The 15837-nt window shown below is 69.4% G+C and carries 17 protein-coding genes; 5 read left to right on the forward strand and 12 right to left on the reverse strand.

What is annotated here, in order from left to right; genetic code table 11:
* The 3 genes from C8E84_RS06515 to C8E84_RS06525 are packed head-to-tail and all read right to left on the reverse strand — an operon-like array spanning nt 1 to nt 2849.
* Nucleotides 1-1332 carry an HD-GYP domain-containing protein gene (locus C8E84_RS06515; RefSeq protein ID WP_159900513.1) on the reverse strand — a complete coding sequence of 444 codons (1332 nt, stop codon included), beginning with the start codon at nt 1330-1332 and terminating at the stop codon, nt 1-3.
* Nucleotides 1329-2618, reverse strand: a complete 1290-nt coding sequence (locus C8E84_RS06520; protein ID WP_159900515.1) for an HD-GYP domain-containing protein — start codon at nt 2616-2618, stop codon at nt 1329-1331. Before C8E84_RS06520 ends, C8E84_RS06515 begins: the two co-directional genes overlap by 4 nt.
* 15 nt (nt 2619-2633) lie before the next feature.
* Nucleotides 2634-2849 carry a hypothetical protein gene (locus C8E84_RS06525; protein ID WP_159900517.1) on the reverse strand — a complete coding sequence of 72 codons (216 nt, stop codon included), beginning with the start codon at nt 2847-2849 and terminating at the stop codon, nt 2634-2636.
* 197 nt (nt 2850-3046) lie between these two features.
* On the opposite strand from C8E84_RS06525, the gene C8E84_RS18500 reads away from it, so the two are divergent.
* Nucleotides 3047-3121, forward strand: a complete 75-nt coding sequence (locus C8E84_RS18500; RefSeq protein ID WP_009775747.1) for a 50S ribosomal protein bL37 — start codon at nt 3047-3049, stop codon at nt 3119-3121.
* A gap of 104 nt (nt 3122-3225) precedes the next feature.
* On the opposite strand, the gene rsrA is transcribed toward C8E84_RS18500, so the two are convergent.
* The 4 genes from rsrA to C8E84_RS06545 form a co-directional block, all read right to left on the reverse strand.
* The gene (gene rsrA / locus C8E84_RS06530; RefSeq protein ID WP_159900519.1) at nt 3226-3504 is read right to left on the reverse strand and encodes a mycothiol system anti-sigma-R factor; all 279 of its coding nucleotides are present in this window, start codon (nt 3502-3504) and stop codon (nt 3226-3228) included.
* Complete coding sequence (locus C8E84_RS06535; RefSeq protein WP_159900521.1) at nt 3501-4136, reverse strand: sigma-70 family RNA polymerase sigma factor; 636 nt, start codon at nt 4134-4136, stop codon at nt 3501-3503. Before C8E84_RS06535 ends, rsrA begins: the two co-directional genes overlap by 4 nt.
* Before the next feature lie 146 nt (nt 4137-4282).
* Nucleotides 4283-4915, reverse strand: coding sequence for an alpha/beta hydrolase family protein (locus C8E84_RS06540; RefSeq protein ID WP_159900523.1), 633 nt, complete (start codon nt 4913-4915; stop codon nt 4283-4285).
* Nucleotides 4912-5751: an SOS response-associated peptidase gene (locus tag C8E84_RS06545; protein WP_159900525.1), complete on the reverse strand. Its 840-nt coding sequence runs from the start codon at nt 5749-5751 to the stop codon at nt 4912-4914. Before C8E84_RS06545 ends, C8E84_RS06540 begins: the two co-directional genes overlap by 4 nt.
* A gap of 82 nt (nt 5752-5833) precedes the next feature.
* On the opposite strand from C8E84_RS06545, the gene C8E84_RS06550 reads away from it, so the two are divergent.
* From C8E84_RS06550 to rsgA, 3 genes are read left to right on the forward strand one after another with little or no spacing between them, the layout of a single operon-like run.
* Nucleotides 5834-6376 carry a DoxX family protein gene (locus tag C8E84_RS06550; protein WP_159900527.1) on the forward strand — a complete coding sequence of 181 codons (543 nt, stop codon included), beginning with the start codon at nt 5834-5836 and terminating at the stop codon, nt 6374-6376.
* Nucleotides 6363-7655 carry a 3-phosphoshikimate 1-carboxyvinyltransferase gene (gene aroA, locus C8E84_RS17785; RefSeq protein WP_211675419.1) on the forward strand — a complete coding sequence of 431 codons (1293 nt, stop codon included), beginning with the start codon at nt 6363-6365 and terminating at the stop codon, nt 7653-7655. The genes C8E84_RS06550 and aroA overlap by 14 nt, the downstream gene beginning before the upstream one ends.
* Nucleotides 7655-8680 carry a ribosome small subunit-dependent GTPase A gene (rsgA, locus tag C8E84_RS06555; protein WP_211675421.1) on the forward strand — a complete coding sequence of 342 codons (1026 nt, stop codon included), beginning with the start codon at nt 7655-7657 and terminating at the stop codon, nt 8678-8680. Before aroA ends, rsgA begins: the two co-directional genes overlap by 1 nt.
* 151 nt (nt 8681-8831) lie before the next feature.
* On the opposite strand, the gene C8E84_RS06560 is transcribed toward rsgA, so the two are convergent.
* The 5 genes from C8E84_RS06560 to C8E84_RS06580 all read right to left on the reverse strand — a co-directional run bounded on the left by C8E84_RS06560 (nt 8832) and on the right by C8E84_RS06580 (nt 14745).
* Nucleotides 8832-10040, reverse strand: a complete 1209-nt coding sequence (locus C8E84_RS06560; protein WP_159900531.1) for an ABC transporter ATP-binding protein — start codon at nt 10038-10040, stop codon at nt 8832-8834.
* On the reverse strand, nt 10033-11061 hold the full coding sequence (locus C8E84_RS06565) for an ABC transporter ATP-binding protein (protein ID WP_159900533.1): 1029 nt from the start codon (nt 11059-11061) through the stop codon (nt 10033-10035). Before C8E84_RS06565 ends, C8E84_RS06560 begins: the two co-directional genes overlap by 8 nt.
* Nucleotides 11062-11076: 15 nt before the next feature.
* The gene (locus C8E84_RS06570) at nt 11077-12000 is read right to left on the reverse strand and encodes an ABC transporter permease (protein ID WP_159900535.1); all 924 of its coding nucleotides are present in this window, start codon (nt 11998-12000) and stop codon (nt 11077-11079) included.
* On the reverse strand, nt 11993-12922 hold the full coding sequence (locus C8E84_RS06575) for an ABC transporter permease (protein ID WP_159900537.1): 930 nt from the start codon (nt 12920-12922) through the stop codon (nt 11993-11995). The genes C8E84_RS06570 and C8E84_RS06575 overlap by 8 nt, the downstream gene beginning before the upstream one ends.
* Nucleotides 12923-13125: 203 nt before the next feature.
* Nucleotides 13126-14745 (reverse strand): peptide ABC transporter substrate-binding protein, encoded by a 1620-nt coding sequence (locus C8E84_RS06580; protein ID WP_246196821.1) that lies wholly within the window; start codon nt 14743-14745, stop codon nt 13126-13128.
* A gap of 280 nt (nt 14746-15025) precedes the next feature.
* On the opposite strand from C8E84_RS06580, the gene hisN reads away from it, so the two are divergent.
* Entirely contained in the window at nt 15026-15811 is a 786-nt protein-coding gene (hisN, locus tag C8E84_RS06585; protein WP_159900540.1) for a histidinol-phosphatase, read from the forward strand.
* The last annotated feature ends 26 nt before the right edge of the window (nt 15812-15837 follow it).

Here is a 15837-nt window from a genome sequence, read left to right on the forward strand (position 1 = left end):
CTAACGCGATTCACGGGCCCCGGGCCCAGACCGGCCGGGGGCAGTGGCCGACGTCACCACGGCAAGCGCCGTCACGACCTCGGGGTCGTATTCGTACCCCAGACCCAGCTGGATCCGCTCGAGCGCGGCGTCGATGGCCGAGGCTCCCGAGTCCCCCTGGGTGAGGTCGTCATAGGCGTTGGCCACCTTGATGATCCGGCTCCCGAGAGCGACGTCCTCGCCGAGTTCGCGCACCCGCCGGTACGGGGTGGGCACCGACTCGACGATCGAGGCGATGTCCTCCAGCCCTGAAGCCCGACGGATGATCCGAGCGCCTTCGCTGGAGATCTCCAGCTGGTCACTCGGTGCAGCCAGCACCGTGGCACCCCCGGGTATGGGCTCGGTCAACGAGATCTGGCCCAGGTCATGCAGGAGTGCCGCGTATTCGACGTCCCGCAGCTCACGACCTGACAGGCCGAGCACCCGGCCCATCCGTACGCTGGACAGCGCGACCCGCTCAGCGTGCCCCGACGGGGTGTACCCACCCGCCTCGGTGAGAACCGAGAGGATGGCGATCGTCTGTCGGTAGATCTCCCGGTTCCTCGAGGCCCGGTCCACGGCGACGTACGTGATGGCGAGGGGGAACAGCGCGACGGGGAGGGCGAGCAGGCCCAGCTGCGGTGCCATGAGCGCCACCATCGGGCCCGTGGTGATGACCGCATAGGTCAGCGGGGCCACCTCTCCGACCTCGTCGCGCAGTGCGGAGGTCCAGGCCGTGCGCTGACGTTCCGAGCGCACCGCGGACGACAGACCGATCTCGACGGTGAGGCCGACGGCGGCAATGACGAGGAGGCCGGCAGCCACGACCGGGAGGGGCACCTGCTCACCGTCGTCGAGTTCCCACAGCGGCAGCCCCCACGGGCTCGCTGCCCGCGCCAACCAGGCGGCTACACCGACGCCGACGAGGCGGGCAGCCATCTGGTCGACCCGCACGACACGACCGAAGGTCCTGCGCACCACCGCCGCGAGGACCAGACCCGTCGCCACGATCAGCACGACGACTCCGGAGGGCACGTCGAAGGTCGGCTCGCCCGCGATGTCCCCGACGAACGCGAGTGCCAGCGCCGATGCCGAGGCGAGCGGCGCGGCTTCCCTCCTGCTCGGCATCCGCAGACGCACCAGCTCTCCGGCCACGAGGGCGACGACGAACACCGCAATCGTCCGGTAGTGCACGCCCGATGCCCAGCCAGCGCTGCCGAGTGACGTCGTGACCGCTGCAGCGATCGTGAGGATACCCAGGGTGAGGAGGGCTGCTGCTCTGGGTCGCTCGAGGAGCGGACGCAGGACACTCATGCGCCACCCACGTTTGCCCTGCGCACGAGCGCCTGCTCGAGGGCCGGCAGCAGGTCGTGGTCCCTCGGGGAACGGGCTCGCAGGATCGCCATGGCCTCGTCATGGGTGAGCACCCGGCCGTCAGGGGTACCGACCTCGGTCAGAAGGTCGTACTCATCGGCGAGCCCGACGACCAGCGCGGCCAAGCCCAGGGCCGCTCCCTCGGCGCCGGAGCCCAGAGCCTCGCGGTGGTGGGCCACAGCATCCACCGACCCCGCGAGGAAGCTGACCTCCTGCACCAGGCGAGCTCCTCGCTGCGGGTAGTCGCGCAGCGAGGCTCCGGCACCGATCGACTCGCGGCGCACCGTCGCCGTCGGCAGCGTCGTCAGGCCCAGGTCGTGCAGCATCCCCGCAGCCCGGATGTCGGCAACCACCGCAGGACGCAGTCCGAGGGACTCGGCCATGTGGACGCTGAGCTGGGCCACCCGGGCACTGTGCCCCGTGAGGTGCGGGGCCTTGGACTCCACCGCACCGACCAGAACCCCCAGCGCCCGCTCATGACCCTTGACCTCCTCGCTGTACTGGGCGAAGGCCCACCGCGCCACGAGCAGAGGTGGAAGCACGAGGACGACGCCAGCCGGGCCGAGCCCCACCGGTTCCCAGAGGACCACGAGGATGAACGCGATGACGCCGTACCCGAGTTGGTTGGGCCCGCTCGTGACCAGCATGCGCCAGATCTGGGTGCGGACCGGCACCCCTTGGGCAAGCCTGACGACTGCGGCGATGAGCAGCAGGTTCGCAAGCGCCTGGACGACATCGGCGACGAGGATCGGGAAGCCGACGGCCCGAACGATCTCCCACGGACCCGGCAGGCCCGCACCCCCCACCACCCCACCCGCAGCCCGGTACACGACGGCCCCGAACACCCCCAGCAGGGCGAACATGCCAGTGTTGAACAGGCGAGCCCGCCACGGCTGCTTGCCCCTCTGGAGCGGGCCCACGAGGATCCCGACGATGCCCGCCCCCGCGGGTCCCACGAGGGCCATGGAGGCCACGAGCACGATGCTGGAGAACGACAGGCTGACGCTGTTCGTCGTGAGCCCGATGCTCCCCTGCCACCACGTGAGCACGGCGAGGACGACCAGGACGGCCAGTGCCACGTCGATGACGAGGCCGTCGATGCGGATGGCCGCGGCCGTGGCACCAAGCCCTGCAGTGAAGACGACGGCAACGAAGACGCTGACCGCTGACGGACGCACGACTCGTCCGACGGTGGGGCGATGCCCCGCAGAGCCAGTCGTCGACATCAGCACACGCTGGGTTCAGCCGCCCCAGCCCCAGCCGAGCCCCGTCTCGGCCTCACCGTTCCCGACCTCCGGGACCACCAGGTCCACGACCACCACCAGCTCGTCGGCCTCCGCACTCACCACGACGGCGGGCTCGCCCGGGACGTCCTGCGACGCATGCGCCACCGCCGGTGCGCCCAGGGCCATCGCGGCCAGCGCTGCGGCAGCGAACACCGTTCGAATTCGGGTCATGACATGTCCTCTCATCCAGCGCCCGTCCTCTCATCCAGCGCCCCTCCCCGTTCCACAGGCGCCCTGAACCTCGAGTGTCCCACGACCGGGACGGACGTCGGGTCTCCTGTTGCCACCGATGTGCGACAATCATTCGTGAACGTTGCTGCCCTTCGCGGCAGTCACGCGTATCGACTCCCCCGACGAAAGGCAGCCTGATGAGCAAGCGCGCCCGCAAGCGTCGCTCGCGCAAGGGCAACAAGGCCAACCACGGCCGCAAGCCCAACGCCTGAGCGCACGCACCGCACGACGAAACACCCGGCACGCCATCTGGCATGCCGGGTGTTCTGCGTCGTGGGTGGCCCGTTCGTGGCGCGTGGCCCCGTCCTGGCTGCGGTCAGCGCTCGTTCTCCACCTGGATCATGGTGATGCGGGCCATGATCTGGGTCCTGACGGCCATGGGCGCGGTCTCCCCCTGGCACGAGCGCCGCACCACCTGCTTGAGGGCCACGTCGAGGTCGTGCTCGGCCAGACAGGGCTGGCACTCACCGAGGTGAGCGGCGACCCGCCGAACGTCGTCGGCGCTCATCTCGCCGTCGAGGTACTCGAAGATCCGGTGCAGGACCTCGGAGCAGTCACCGTGGCCGACATGGGTGTCGTTGGCGTCAAGGGTCATGACTCCTCCTGGGTCCCGAAGCCACGCTCGCGGGCGTAGTCGGTGAGCAGCGCACGCAGCTGACGGCGGCCACGGTGCAGACGGGACATCACGGTGCCGATGGGCGTGCCCATGATCTCTGCGATCTCCTTGTAGGCGAAGCCCTCGACGTCGGCGAGGTACACGGCCATCCGGAAGTCGTCCGGGAGCTCCTGCAGGGCCCGCTTGACCTCGGAGTCAGGAAGGTGCTCCAGCGCCTGGGTCTCCGCGGACTTCAGCCCGGTGCCGGTGTGCGACTCTGCCCGCGCCAGCTGGTAGTCCTCCACCTCGGCCGCGTCGGACTGCAACGGCTCGCGCTGCTTCTTGCGGTAGGTGTTGATGTAGGTGTTGGTGAGGATGCGGTACATCCACGCCTTGAGGTTGGTTCCCGGCTGGTACTGGTGGAAGGCGGCGTACGCCTTGGCGTAGGTCTCCTGGAGGAGGTCCTCGGCATCCGCCGGGTTGCGGGTGGTGCGCATCGCTGCGGCGTACAACTGGTCGAGGAGCGGCAGGGCCTCACGCTCGAAGCGGGCCTGACGCTCTGCCGTGGACTCGGTGGCGACGTCGATCGGCTCGGCAGGGCTCTCGTCGACGGGCGTGGTTGGAGTGGTCATCACTTCCCAGCCTATCCGGGCCCGGCGCGGGGCCGTGGTGTCGAGGACGAGCACGGTGTCGAACCTTTCGGAGGGCGAACGTCGGAACAGGTCGGTCAACACCACCTCCCCGCGCGACATTCCCCCGGGATGCCTGAGCGCGGAGGTCAGCACCGCGACAGGGCGGAGGTCACCGCCCGTGCGACAAGGGCCGCGGAGCGTTCGAGAGAATGGGTGCCCGGAACCTCGTGCACGGCTGCTCCCGTGAGTATCTCGCGCACCTCCTCGGGTGTTCCGAACGCGTCGCTCGCCCCCTGGACCACGTGAACGGGGATGCCGTGCCGGCCCGGTTCACGCAGTTCCTCACCTCGCGAGCGCTCGGGACGACCGGGCGGGTGCAGCGGGAACGACAGCGCCAGCACCGCGTCTGCCTTGACCTCGGCAGCCGTGCGGCAGGCGACCCGGGCTCCTGCGCTGCGCCCCCCGACGACGAGAGGTCCCCCGCTCGGGCGGTGAGCGTGCAGGGTCGGGAGCACCGCGAGCCAGGCGCGGTCCAGGGATGCCGGCCGGCCCCCGATGCGCCGCCCGGCCACGCGCCACGGTTGGTCGACGAGCGCGACCGCCCACCCGGCATCCGCCGCAGCATCCCTGCTCACGGTCACGTCGTCGGTCCAGCGCAGCCCGCCGGCACCGTGCCCGAGGACGAGCAGGCCGAGCGGGATGCCGTCGGGCTGGGTCACGGTGGCGCGCGCGGGCCCGTCGGGGGTCTCTACGATCGCGGTCCTCTCTCGGCGGGTCATCGCGGCGCCCCGATGACCTCACCCGTCACGGGATCGACCACGCCGACGAGCTGGTCCTCGGGCAGCGGGTCGAGCAGGTGCGCGCCGTTGGACCGGTTGCTGCTCACGGCGGGTGACACCGGCCAGGCGGTGAAACGGCCCGGCGGTGACGGCTCGAGCAGGCCCATGACCTCGGCAGCCCCCGTCGCGGGATCGAGCCAGGCGTCCCAGTGGCGTGGGTCGAGGACGATGGGGGCTCGGTCATGGATCCGGTCGAGACCCGGCTCTGCGGGCCCGGTGATCACCGTGAAGGTCGTGAGCCAGGCCATCGGGTCGTCGGGGTCGGCCACCGAGCGGTCGCGCCAGAACTCGTAGAGCCCCGCCATGGCGACGCTGGCGCCGTCGACCCGCGCGGTGAAGAACGGCTGCTTGCGGGGTTTGCCCTTGGCGTCCAGGGCGGTCGGCGAGACCTGCCACTCGTACCACCCCCGTGCCGGGACCAGTGCACGCCTCGTCGCGAGGGCCTTGGCGAACGACGGTTTCTCGGCCACGGACTCGACCCGGGCGTTGATCATCCGGGCACCGCCACGGGTGTCCTTGGCCCAGCTGGGGACCAACCCCCACGTGAGCAACCTCAGCTGGCGAACCGCTGGAGCGTCCCGGTCATCGCGCGGTGGACGTTCCAGCACCACGGGGGCCTGCTTGGTCGGGGCGACGTTGTGGTCGGGTCGCCCGGGGGGCGGTTCCTGCGGGGAGACGAGGATGCTGCGCGTGGGCTCCCCCGTGCGGTCGTCGTCGACCTCGAACTCGAGCACGAGCTCGTCCGGATTGGCTGTCGCGGCATAACGACCACACATACGCCCAATCTACGCAGGGGCTTCGGGAGGAACTACCGTAGGAAGAGCACGTCCTCAATCGACGGAACCGACCGGAGACCCCATGACACTCGTTCGTCGAGTCGCCAGACCCCTGCTCGCCGCCATCTTCGTCGCCGGCGGCATCGACCAGTTCAAGCACCCCGCGGCGAAGGCGAAGACCGCCGGCCCGCTGCTGGCGAAGGTCGGCCCCCGCGCAGGGCTGCCTGACGACCCCGAACTGCTCATCCGCGCGAACGGGATGGCCATGGTCGGCGCTGGCGCGCTGCTGGCGACGGGGCACCTCCCGCGCGTGGCCTCGAGCGTGCTCGCCGTGACCCTGGTGCCGACCACAGTTGCGGCACACGCGTTCTGGAAGGAGCAGGACCCCGAGGTGCGCGAGCGTCAGAAGGTGCAGTTCCTGAAGAACCTCGGCCTGCTCGGCGGCCTGCTCCTTGCGGCCGTCGACACCGAGGGCAAGCCCGGGCTGGCCTATCGGGCCCACCTCGCGAGCGACAGCGCCCACCGGGCGGTGCGCACCACGCGCCGCGAAGCCCGCCACGCGGCACGTGCCGCGGCTCGCGAGACGAAGTTGAAGGCGGTCCAGGCTCAGCATGCCCTCAGCTGATTGGGCCGCGCCGAGCGCTGACGGGCCGGTTGACGCGCGCGTCGTCCTCCCCGGCAGCAAGTCCCTCACCAACCGCTACCTCGTGCTGGCTGCCCTCGCGAACGACGCGTCACGCCTGCGGGCACCGTTGCGTTCGCGCGACACGCTGCTCATGGCCGGGGCCTTGCGCACGCTCGGCGCCGAGATCGAGGACGTCCCCGGCGGCGACTGGATCGTCACTCCCGGCCCGGTGCGCGGTGGTGGCCAGGTCGACTGCGGCCTCGCCGGCAACGTCATGCGCTTCGTCCCCCCGCTTGCCGGTCTCGCGTCCGGGCCGGTTCGTTTCGACGGTGACCCCCACGCCCGCCAGCGGCCGATGGCCCCGGTGATCGGCGCGTTGCGAGCCCTCGGCGTCGACCTCGACGACGGCGGCACCGGCAGCCTGCCGTTCACCGTGAACGGGCGGGGCCGGGTGCCCGGTGGCTCCGTGACCCTGGACGCCTCGGCGTCCTCGCAGTTCGTCTCCGGGCTGCTGCTGTCCTCGGCCCGCTTCGACGAGGGCGTCACCGTGCACCACGACGGCAAGGCCCTGCCGAGCCTGCCGCACATCGAGATGACGGTCGAGACGTTGCGCGACGCCGGGGTCGTCGTCGACGACGGCGAGGTGCACACCTGGCGGGTCGAGCCCAGTGAGATCAACGCGCTCGACGTCCAGGTCGAGCCCGACCTGTCGAACGCGGCCCAGTTCCTCGCGGCGGCCCTCGTCACCGGCGGCCGGGTCCACGTGCCCGGCTGGCCGCAGTACACGACCCAGGGTGGCGACTTCCTGCGTGACGTCCTCGACATGATGGGGGCCGAGGTCGTGCTCGACCGGGGCGGCCTGACCGTCACGGCAGGCGACGGGATCGCCGGCATCGACGTCGACCTGCACGACTCGAGCGAGCTGACCCCGGTGGTGGCGGCGCTGTGTGCGCTGGCGCAGGCGCCGAGCGTCATCCGCGGTGTCGCGCACATCCGGGGCCACGAGACCGACCGGCTCGCGGCGCTGCGCACCGAGCTGACCGCGCTCGGAGCGCAGGTCGTCGAGACCGAGGACGGGCTGAGGATCACCCCGGCTCCGCTGCGCGCAGGCCGGTTCCACACCTACGCCGACCACCGCATGGTGATGGCCGGGGCCGTGCTCGGGCTCGTCGTGCCGGGTGTCGTCGTCGAGGACGTCGGCACCGTCGCGAAGACGATGCCCGAGTTCACGACGCTGTGGGAGTGCATGCTGTCCGAGCGGGCCACGGCGGAGCGGTGATGGCGCGCTCCTCGCGGGACTACGACGAGTCCGACGTGCGGATTCGCCCCAACCGCAGGGGCTCACGACCGCGCAGCAAGGACCGCCCGGCCCACGAGGACGCCGTGCCCGGTCAGGTCATCACCGTCGACCGTGGCCGCTACACCACGCTCGTCGGCGACGGCAGCGATCGGCACGTCGTCATGGCCATGCGCGCGCGGGAACTCGGCCGCAAGGGCATCGTCGTCGGCGACCGCGTCGACGTCGTCGGCGACACCAGCGGGGCTGAGGGCAGCCTCGCCCGGATCGTGCGGGTCCAGCCCCGCGAGACCGTCCTGCGCCGTACGGCTGACGACACCGACCCCGTCGAGCGGGTGCTCGTCGCCAACGCCGACCAGCTCGTCGTCGTCTCCGCGCTGGCCAACCCGGAGCCGAGGCCCCGCCTCATCGATCGTTGCCTCGTCGCCGCCTACGACGCCGGCATGGAGCCACTTCTCGTCCTCACCAAGGCGGACCTGACCGATCCGGGCCCCTTCCTGGACCAGTACGCACCGCTGTCGGTGCGGCACGTCGTCACCGCCCGCCGCGACGTCGGCACCGACGGTCTCGACGCGCTGCGTGAGGCGTTGTCGGGGCGGGTCAGCGTGCTCGTCGGTCACTCCGGCGTCGGCAAGTCCACGCTCGTCAACGCGCTCGTGCCGCAGGCCCTGCGGGCGACAGGTGTGGTCAACGACGTGACCGGTCGAGGGCGGCACACCTCCTCCTCGGCCGTCGCGCTCGCGCTACCCGACGACGACGGGTGGGTCATCGACACGCCCGGGGTGCGTTCCTTCGGGTTGGCCCACGTCGACCTGAGCCGCATCGTGCACCACTTCGCCGACCTCGAGCCGGGCACGGCCAGGTGCCCGCGGGGGTGCACCCACGACGAGCCCGAGTGCGGCCTCGACGCCTGGGTCGCCAGCGGGGATGCCGGGCCGGCCGGTGCCGCGCGGCTGGACTCGCTGCGCCGGTTGCTGCGGGCCCGTTCAGCCCCCACCACCGACTGACAACCCCGACTTCTAGCACCCCAGCCACCAGCCACCAGCCACCAGCCACCAGCCACGACACACTCCCGACTTCGTGCGACTTAAGTGCGCAGATCGCGCTCTCCGCGGCGCATCCGCGCGCACAAGTCGCACGAAGTCGGGTGCCTGGGGGTTAGGCGGTCGGAGGGCGGTGGTCCCCGCGCTGCTCGTCGATGAGGCGAGTGGTGTCCTGCGGGGCATACGCCTGGTCACCCGAGGACGCCTCGGACCGATCGATCATCTGCTGGAGATCGGCCGGTGCGTCACCGGCGATGTCGGTGTCGTGCACGTCGGTGGACGCGAACCGCTCGTCGGGCACGACGCCAGAGACGTCGACGGTCTCGACGATGACCCGCGGCTCGGCGAAGTGACACGCGGAATGATGCACCCCGACCCCGTCCGGGCGCTGCTCGAGCTGAGGTTCCTCGGTCCTGCAGCGGTCCTGGGCCTTCCAGCAGCGGGTGTGGAAACGGCATCCGGACGGGGGGTTCGCCGGCGACGGCACGTCGCCGACGAGCACGATCTGCTCGCGCTTGCCGCGCAGGGTCGGATCGGGAACCGGCACCGCGGAGAGCAGTGCTTGGGTGTACGGGTGAGTCGGACGGGTGTAGACCTCGTCCTCCTCGCCGAGCTCTGCCATCCGGCCGAGGTACATGACGCCGACCCGGTCCGAGATGTGCCGCACCACCGACAGGTCGTGGGCGATGAACACATAGGCCAGGCCGAGCTCGTCCTGGAGCTTCTCCATGAGGTTGACGACCTGCGCCTGCACCGAGACGTCGAGAGCCGAGACCGGTTCGTCGCAGACGAGCACCTTGGGGTTGAGCGCGATGCCTCGGGCGATGCCGATGCGCTGGCGCTGACCGCCGGAGAACTGGTGTGGGTACCGGTTGATGTGCTCGGGGTTCAGGCCCACGAGGTCGAGCAGCTCCTGAACCCGCTTGCGGCGCCCGCCCTTGGGGACGACGTCGGGGTGGATCTCGAAGGGCTCGCCGACGATGTCGCCGACGGTCATCCGGGGGTTGAGCGAGGTGTACGGGTCCTGGAAGACGATCTGGATGTCGCGTCGCATCCGGCGCAGATCACGGCCGGTGGCGGCACTCCAGTCGTCGCCGCCGAAGATCACCTTGCCCGACGTCGGTTCCTCGAGCCGCATGAGCAACCGGCCGAGGGTCGACTTGCCGCACCCGGACTCGCCGACGATGCCCAGGGTCTCGCCCTGGTGCAGGTCGAAGCTCACGCCGTCGACGGCCTTGACCTGACCGACGGTGCGCCGAAGAACACCCTTCTTGATCGGGTAGTGCTTGACCAGGTCCTGCGCGCTGAGAATGACTTCAGGCATTGACGACCTCCTCGGCGTAGTGGCAGGCGGAGAAACGACCCGGGGTGACCTCGCGCAGAGCCGGGAGGTCGGTGCGACACAGGTCGCGCGCCAGGTGGCAGCGGGGGTTGAAGGGGCAGCCCGGCGGGATGCGCAGCAGGTTGGGCGGCAGCCCGCCGATGGCCGCGAGGGTCTGGCCCTTCTGGTCCAGTCGCGGGATCGAGTCGAGCAGGCCCTTGGTGTACGGGTGTGCCGGCGCGGCGTAGAGCTCGTGCACGTCAGCGGTCTCGACCAGGCGCCCGGCGTACATGACCGCGATGCGGTCGGCGACATCGGCCACGACACCCAGGTCGTGGGTGATGAGGATGAGGCCCATGTGGCGCTCTTCCTGCAGCTCCTGGAGCAGGGCCATGATCTGGGCCTGCACCGTGACGTCGAGAGCCGTGGTCGGCTCGTCAGCGATCAGCACCGCGGGGTCGAGGGCGATGGCCATCGCGATCATGATGCGCTGACGCATACCCCCCGAGAACTGGTGCGGATAGGCCTTGACCCGCTCGCGCGCCGCCGGGATCGAGACCCGCTCCATGAGGCCGATGGCCTTCTCGAGAGCGTCGCTCTTGTTCAGGCCGCGGTGGACCCGGAACATCTCGGCGATCTGCCACCCCACCGGGAAGACGGGGTTCAACGAGGACAGGGCGTCCTGGAAGATCATCGAGACCTCGGGGCCGCGGGTCTTGCGCCGCTGCTCCTCGGGCATCGTCAGCAGGTCCTGACCGCAGTAGCGGATGTGGCCCTTCGGGATGACGGCCGGTGGCATGTCGAGGATGCCCATGATGGCCTGCGCCGTCACGGACTTGCCCGACCCGGACTCGCCGAGGATGGCGAGCGACTCGCCCTGGCGCAGTTCGAAGCTGACGCCGTTGATGGCGGTCGCGATGCCGTCGGGGGTGTGGAACTCGACATGGAGGTCCTCGACCTCGAGCAGCAGCCCGTCTGTCGGGGTGTAGCTGCTCGAGCTCCTGGTGTCCTGAGTGGTGGTCATGGGGCCTCCGACGGCTCAACGGTTCTTCGGGTCGAGGGCATCGCGCACGGCATCTCCGAGGAGGATGAAGCCGAGCACGGCCAGCGACAGGAAGAGACTGGGGAAGAACAACATGTGCGGGGTCGTGCGCAGGCCCACCAGCGCGGCACTGATGTCGATGCCCCACGAGACGGCGGGCGCCTGCAGGCCGATGCCGAGGAACGACAGCGTCGCCTCGGCGGCGATGTAGCCACCGAGCGCGATCGTCGCGACGACGATCAGCGGTGCCACCGAGTTCGGCAGGATGTGCGAACGCACGATCCGCGAGGGGCTCGCACCGAGGGCACGGGCCGCCTGCACGTAGTCGTTCGGCTTGACCTGGATGACGCTGCTGCGCATCAGGCGAGCCATGCTCGGCCAGCCGAGGACCGCCAGCGCCAGGGACACCTTGAGCGCGCTCAGGAAGGTGTTGGCGTTGAAGAAGTCGGGCAGCGAGACCAGGAAGATGATGGCGCCGAGCAGCAGGGGGATGGCGAAGAAGATGTCACCGATGCGCGACATCACGGCATCCCACGCGCCGCCCAGGTAACCGGACATGATCCCGATGAAGCCGCCGACCCCGACGGTGATGACGGTCGTGAGCACCCCGACGAGGATCGAGGCCCGCGCACCGTAGATGCATCGGGCGTAGATGTCGTAGCCCTGGATGTCGCGGCCGAACCACGTGCCGTCACCGGGCCGGGACCGGGACTCGGCAAGGACGGCATCTCGAGGGTCGGTGCTCGTGAACAGCCCCGGGAAGATCGCCATCGTCACGAAGATGGTGATGAGCACGGCGGAAGCCCAGAAGATCGGGTTCTTGCGCAGCGAGCGCCAGGCGTCCGACGCGAGCGAGCGGTTCTCGTCCGACGACCCGCCGGGGGCGACGGTCTCGGAGACGACGACAGCAGCTTCAGTCATGGCTGATCCTCGGGTCGAGCAGGCCGTAGAGCAGGTCCACGAGCAGGTTGACGAACAGGTACACGATGACGAGCACGGTGACCGTGCCGACGACGGACGCGCCGTCACGGGCCCGGATCGAGCGGAAGAGGTAACCGCCGATGCCGGGGATGTTGAAGATGGCCTCGGTGACGATCGCACCACCGAGCAGGGCGCCGAAGTCGAAGCCGATGAAGGTGATGACAGGGATCATGGAGTTGCGGAGCGCGTGGAGACCAACGGCGCGCCGGCGCGTGAGGCCCTTGGCCACCGCCGTGCGCAGGTAGTCGGCGCGCAGGTTCTCGACAAGGCTCGTGCGCATCAGGCGGGACACGTAGGCCAGCGACAGCGACCCCAGGACCATGGCCGGCAGCATCAGCTCGTAGAACGAGGGGTTCGCCGATGTCACGGTCACCGGGAACCACCCCAGCTTCACTCCCACGAAGTACTGGCTGACACCACCGATGACGAACACGGGGATCGAGATGACGACCAGGGTGGAGATGAGGACCAGATTGTCGAGGAAGCCACCTTTTCGGATACCTGTCAGCACACCGACGAAGATGCCGATGATCGCCTCGAACGCGATGGCCATGAGCGCGAGCTTCGCCGTGACGGGATAGCGGGCCTTCAGCTGGTCGAGAACGGGGATGCCGTTGCTCGTCTCGCCGAGGTCACCCTGGGCGAGGTTGGCCACGTACTTGGCGTACTGGACCGGTAGCGGGTCGTTGAGGTTGTAGCGCTCGCGGAACTCCGCTGCGTATGCGGGGGGGCAGGGCCGCTCCCCGCACTTGCCGGCCAGCGGGTCGCCGGGAAGGGCGAAGACCATCGTGAAGATGAGGAACGTCGCTCCCAGGATCACCGGGATCATCTGCAGCAGTCGACGAATGATGTAGGTGCCCACGTCACCTCCTTGCGTCTAGAGCCGTCTGTGTCAGACCGGACGGCGTCGTCTCGGATGTACCCGGGGATGAACCTAGCCCACGGCGAGGCGGGCGGATACCCGGGGCGCCACCGACCATCGCTGCCGACACAACCGTCGGCCTGCCAACAGGTGCTGGCAGGCCGACGATGGTGTTCGGTGTCGGACCAGTTGGCCCGGCTACATCACTTCACGGAGACCGAGGAGAAGTCGATCGTCCCGAAGGCGGTGATCTTCACACCGGTGACCTTGTCCGACCAGCCCATCGTGGTCTTGCCGTACCACATGGGGATGGAGGGCATGTCCTGGGTGAGCAGCGCCTCGGCCTCCTGGTACTTGGCGTTGGACGCGGCGGCGTCGGTCTCGGCAGCGGCCTCGGTGAGGAGCTTGTCGAAGGCCGGGTTGGAGTAGTCGCCATCGTTCGAGGAGGAACCGGTCGCGAAGATCGGGGCCAGGAAGTTCTCGATCGACGGGTAGTCCATCTGCCAGCCCGTGCGGAACAGGCCCTTCATCTTGCGCTCACCGATCTCGGTGCGGAAGGTGGCGAAGTCGACGACGCCGGTGGCGACGCACTCGACGCCGAGCGCCTGCTTGATGCTGTTGCAGGTCGCCTCGGTCCACTCCTTGTGAGCGGCGTCAGCGTTGTAGGACAACGTGATCTTGTCACCCTTGAAGCCGCCGGCCTCGTCGTACAGGGCCTTGGCCTTGGCGGCGTCGTAGACGCAGTACTCACCGCAGACGTCGGCCTTGTAGCCGTCGACGACCGGGGACACCCAGCCGGTGGCCGGCACGCGGGTGTTGTTGAAGATCTGCTTGATGATGGTCTCGCGGTCGATCGCCATCGAGATCGCCTGGCGCAGCTTCGGGTCGGCGAGGTCCGGGTCGACCTTGACCGGTGCGACGGTGACCGTCTGGATGACGCCGGTCTCCTTCTGCGCGTTGCGGTCGGGCAGGTCGGTCTTGTACTTGTCGTCGATCAGGGCGCTCGCCGGGATCTCGTCAGTGATGTCGAGGTTGTTGGCGAGGACGTCGTTGTAGGCCGAGTCGGCGTCCTGGTAGATCTTGAACGAGATCTTGTCGACCTTGCCGCCGAAGTCACCGGCGTAGTCGGCGAACTTGGACAGCTCGATCGACTGCTCCTTGGTCCAGGAGTCCAGCTTGTAGGGGCCGGAGCCGATCGGCTTGTCGCCGAAGGCGGCCGGGTCCGCGAAGAACGCGTCCGGGAGCGGGGCGAAGGCCGAGTAGCCGAGGCGCACGGGAAGGTTGGCAACCTTCTCCGTGGTCTTGATCGTGAAGGTGGTGTCGTCGACGACGGCGAGGCCGCTCAGGGTCTCGGACTTGGGCGTGAAGCCCTCGCACGGGTCGTCGGGGTTCGCGGTGCCGGCGCACTGGGTGTCGCCGAAGCCCTCGATCGGCTCCATGAAGTAGCCGGAGCTCTGGGCGTTGGGGCCGTACGCGGCGTAGTTCCACGCGTCGACGAAGTTCTTGGCCTTGATGTCGGTGCCGTCGTGGAACTTCCAGCCGCTCTTGAGCTTGACAGTGAAGTTCTGGTTGTCGGTCGTCTCGATCGACTCGGCGATCTCCATCTCGGGCTTCGCGGTCTCGGCGTTGTAGTGGACGAGCTTGGAGAACACGGCGTCAATGACGTTGCCGCCACAGGTCTCCGTCGTGTTGCTCGGAACGAGCGGGTTCTCCGGGTTGCAGCCGCGAACGGTGATCTCGCCGCCCGTCTTGGCTTCCGTCGTGGCCTCCGGCTCGCTGCCGCCGCTACCGCAACCAGCGGCGAGCAGGGCGACTGCAGACATTGCCGCAACCGCGACCGTGCGAGTGGTTCCTCGCATGGGTGTCCTCCTACGTGAAAGTGGTGTCGCCACCCGGTGTCGGATGGCCATCGTTGATGAGAGCCCCCGATCGGGTGTCTCCCACCAGTGCGCGCTCTCTTCAGAAAGCGTGCGCTCACCATAGAAGCCCATCCATTCCCTCAACGGAAGCATTAGGTGCGGCCGAGATGGGATTGTGACCGAAGCGCTACCAGATCGGTGCGGGGCCGAAGAATCTTCGGCCGCGGCCGCTAGGTTGGGCCTCGTGCGCGCCTACGACGACGATCTTCGACTCGCCCACGTCCTCGCGGATGCCGTGGAGCGGGTCACGACGGCACGGTTTCGGGCCGAGGACCTGCGGGTGGAGTCCAAGCCGGACCTGACCCTGGTCAGCGACGCCGATCGCGACGCCGAGGAGCTCATCCGGGGCCAGCTGGCGCGCACCAGACCTCGCGACGCGGTCATCGGTGAGGAGTTCGACCCCACCGGCACCAGCGCCCGCCAGTGGATCGTCGACCCGATCGACGGCACGCACAACTACGTACGCGGCGTGCCGGTGTGGGCGACCCTCATCGCCCTCGTCGACGACGGGGTCCCGGTCATCGGCCTGGTGGCCGCGCCCGCGCTGGGCCGGCGCTGGTGGGCGGCCCTGGGCTCGGGCGCCTGGGCGGGCAAGAGCCTGACCTCGGCCAAGCGCATCCACGTCTCGTCGGTTTCACGGATCGAGGACGCCTCCATCTCCTGCTCGAGCTGGACCTCGTGGGCCGACGTCGACCGCGAGCGCGAGGTGCTCGACCTCGCCCGCGAGTGCTGGCGGGAGCGCGCGTTCGGCGACTTCTGGTCCTACATGCTCCTCGCCGAGGGCTCCGTCGACATCGCCGCCGAACCCGAGCTCGGCCTGCACGACATGGCAGCCCTGGTGCCGATCGTCACCGAGGCCGGTGGGCGTTTCACCTCACTGGCCGGGGTCGACGGCCCGTTCGGCGACAACGCGGTGGCGACCAACGGCATCCTGCACGACGAGGTCCTGCGCCGCATCGGCCTCCCCTGACCTGCACTGATTGCACGCCAGCCACC

The sequence above is a fragment of the Ornithinibacter aureus genome, from assembly GCF_009858245.1.
Taxonomy (GTDB): Bacteria; Actinomycetota; Actinomycetes; order Actinomycetales; family Dermatophilaceae; genus Fodinibacter; species Fodinibacter aureus.

What these genes read in the sequence shown, in the direction of transcription:
- rsgA (WP_211675421.1), top strand. Translation starts at nt 7,655, where the DNA reads ATGGCGCGCTCCTCGCGGGACTACGACGAGTCCGACGTGCGGATTCGC.
- C8E84_RS06525 (WP_159900517.1), bottom strand. Translation starts at nt 2,849, where the DNA reads ATGACCCGAATTCGAACGGTGTTCGCTGCCGCAGCGCTGGCCGCGATG.
- rsrA (WP_159900519.1), bottom strand. Translation starts at nt 3,504, where the DNA reads ATGACCCTTGACGCCAACGACACCCATGTCGGCCACGGTGACTGCTCC.
- C8E84_RS06540 (WP_159900523.1), bottom strand. Translation starts at nt 4,915, where the DNA reads ATGACCCGCCGAGAGAGGACCGCGATCGTAGAGACCCCCGACGGGCCC.
- C8E84_RS06560 (WP_159900531.1), bottom strand. Translation starts at nt 10,040, where the DNA reads ATGCCTGAAGTCATTCTCAGCGCGCAGGACCTGGTCAAGCACTACCCG.
- C8E84_RS06580 (WP_246196821.1), bottom strand. Translation starts at nt 14,745, where the DNA reads ATGTCTGCAGTCGCCCTGCTCGCCGCTGGTTGCGGTAGCGGCGGCAGC.
- C8E84_RS06565 (WP_159900533.1), bottom strand. Translation starts at nt 11,061, where the DNA reads ATGACCACCACTCAGGACACCAGGAGCTCGAGCAGCTACACCCCGACA.
- C8E84_RS06545 (WP_159900525.1), bottom strand. Translation starts at nt 5,751, where the DNA reads ATGTGTGGTCGTTATGCCGCGACAGCCAATCCGGACGAGCTCGTGCTC.
- C8E84_RS06535 (WP_159900521.1), bottom strand. Translation starts at nt 4,136, where the DNA reads ATGACCACTCCAACCACGCCCGTCGACGAGAGCCCTGCCGAGCCGATC.
- C8E84_RS06520 (WP_159900515.1), bottom strand. Translation starts at nt 2,618, where the DNA reads ATGTCGACGACTGGCTCTGCGGGGCATCGCCCCACCGTCGGACGAGTC.
- aroA (WP_211675419.1), top strand. Translation starts at nt 6,363, where the DNA reads ATGCCCTCAGCTGATTGGGCCGCGCCGAGCGCTGACGGGCCGGTTGAC.
- C8E84_RS06550 (WP_159900527.1), top strand. Translation starts at nt 5,834, where the DNA reads ATGACACTCGTTCGTCGAGTCGCCAGACCCCTGCTCGCCGCCATCTTC.
- C8E84_RS06515 (WP_159900513.1), bottom strand. Translation starts at nt 1,332, where the DNA reads ATGAGTGTCCTGCGTCCGCTCCTCGAGCGACCCAGAGCAGCAGCCCTC.
- C8E84_RS06570 (WP_159900535.1), bottom strand. Translation starts at nt 12,000, where the DNA reads ATGACTGAAGCTGCTGTCGTCGTCTCCGAGACCGTCGCCCCCGGCGGG.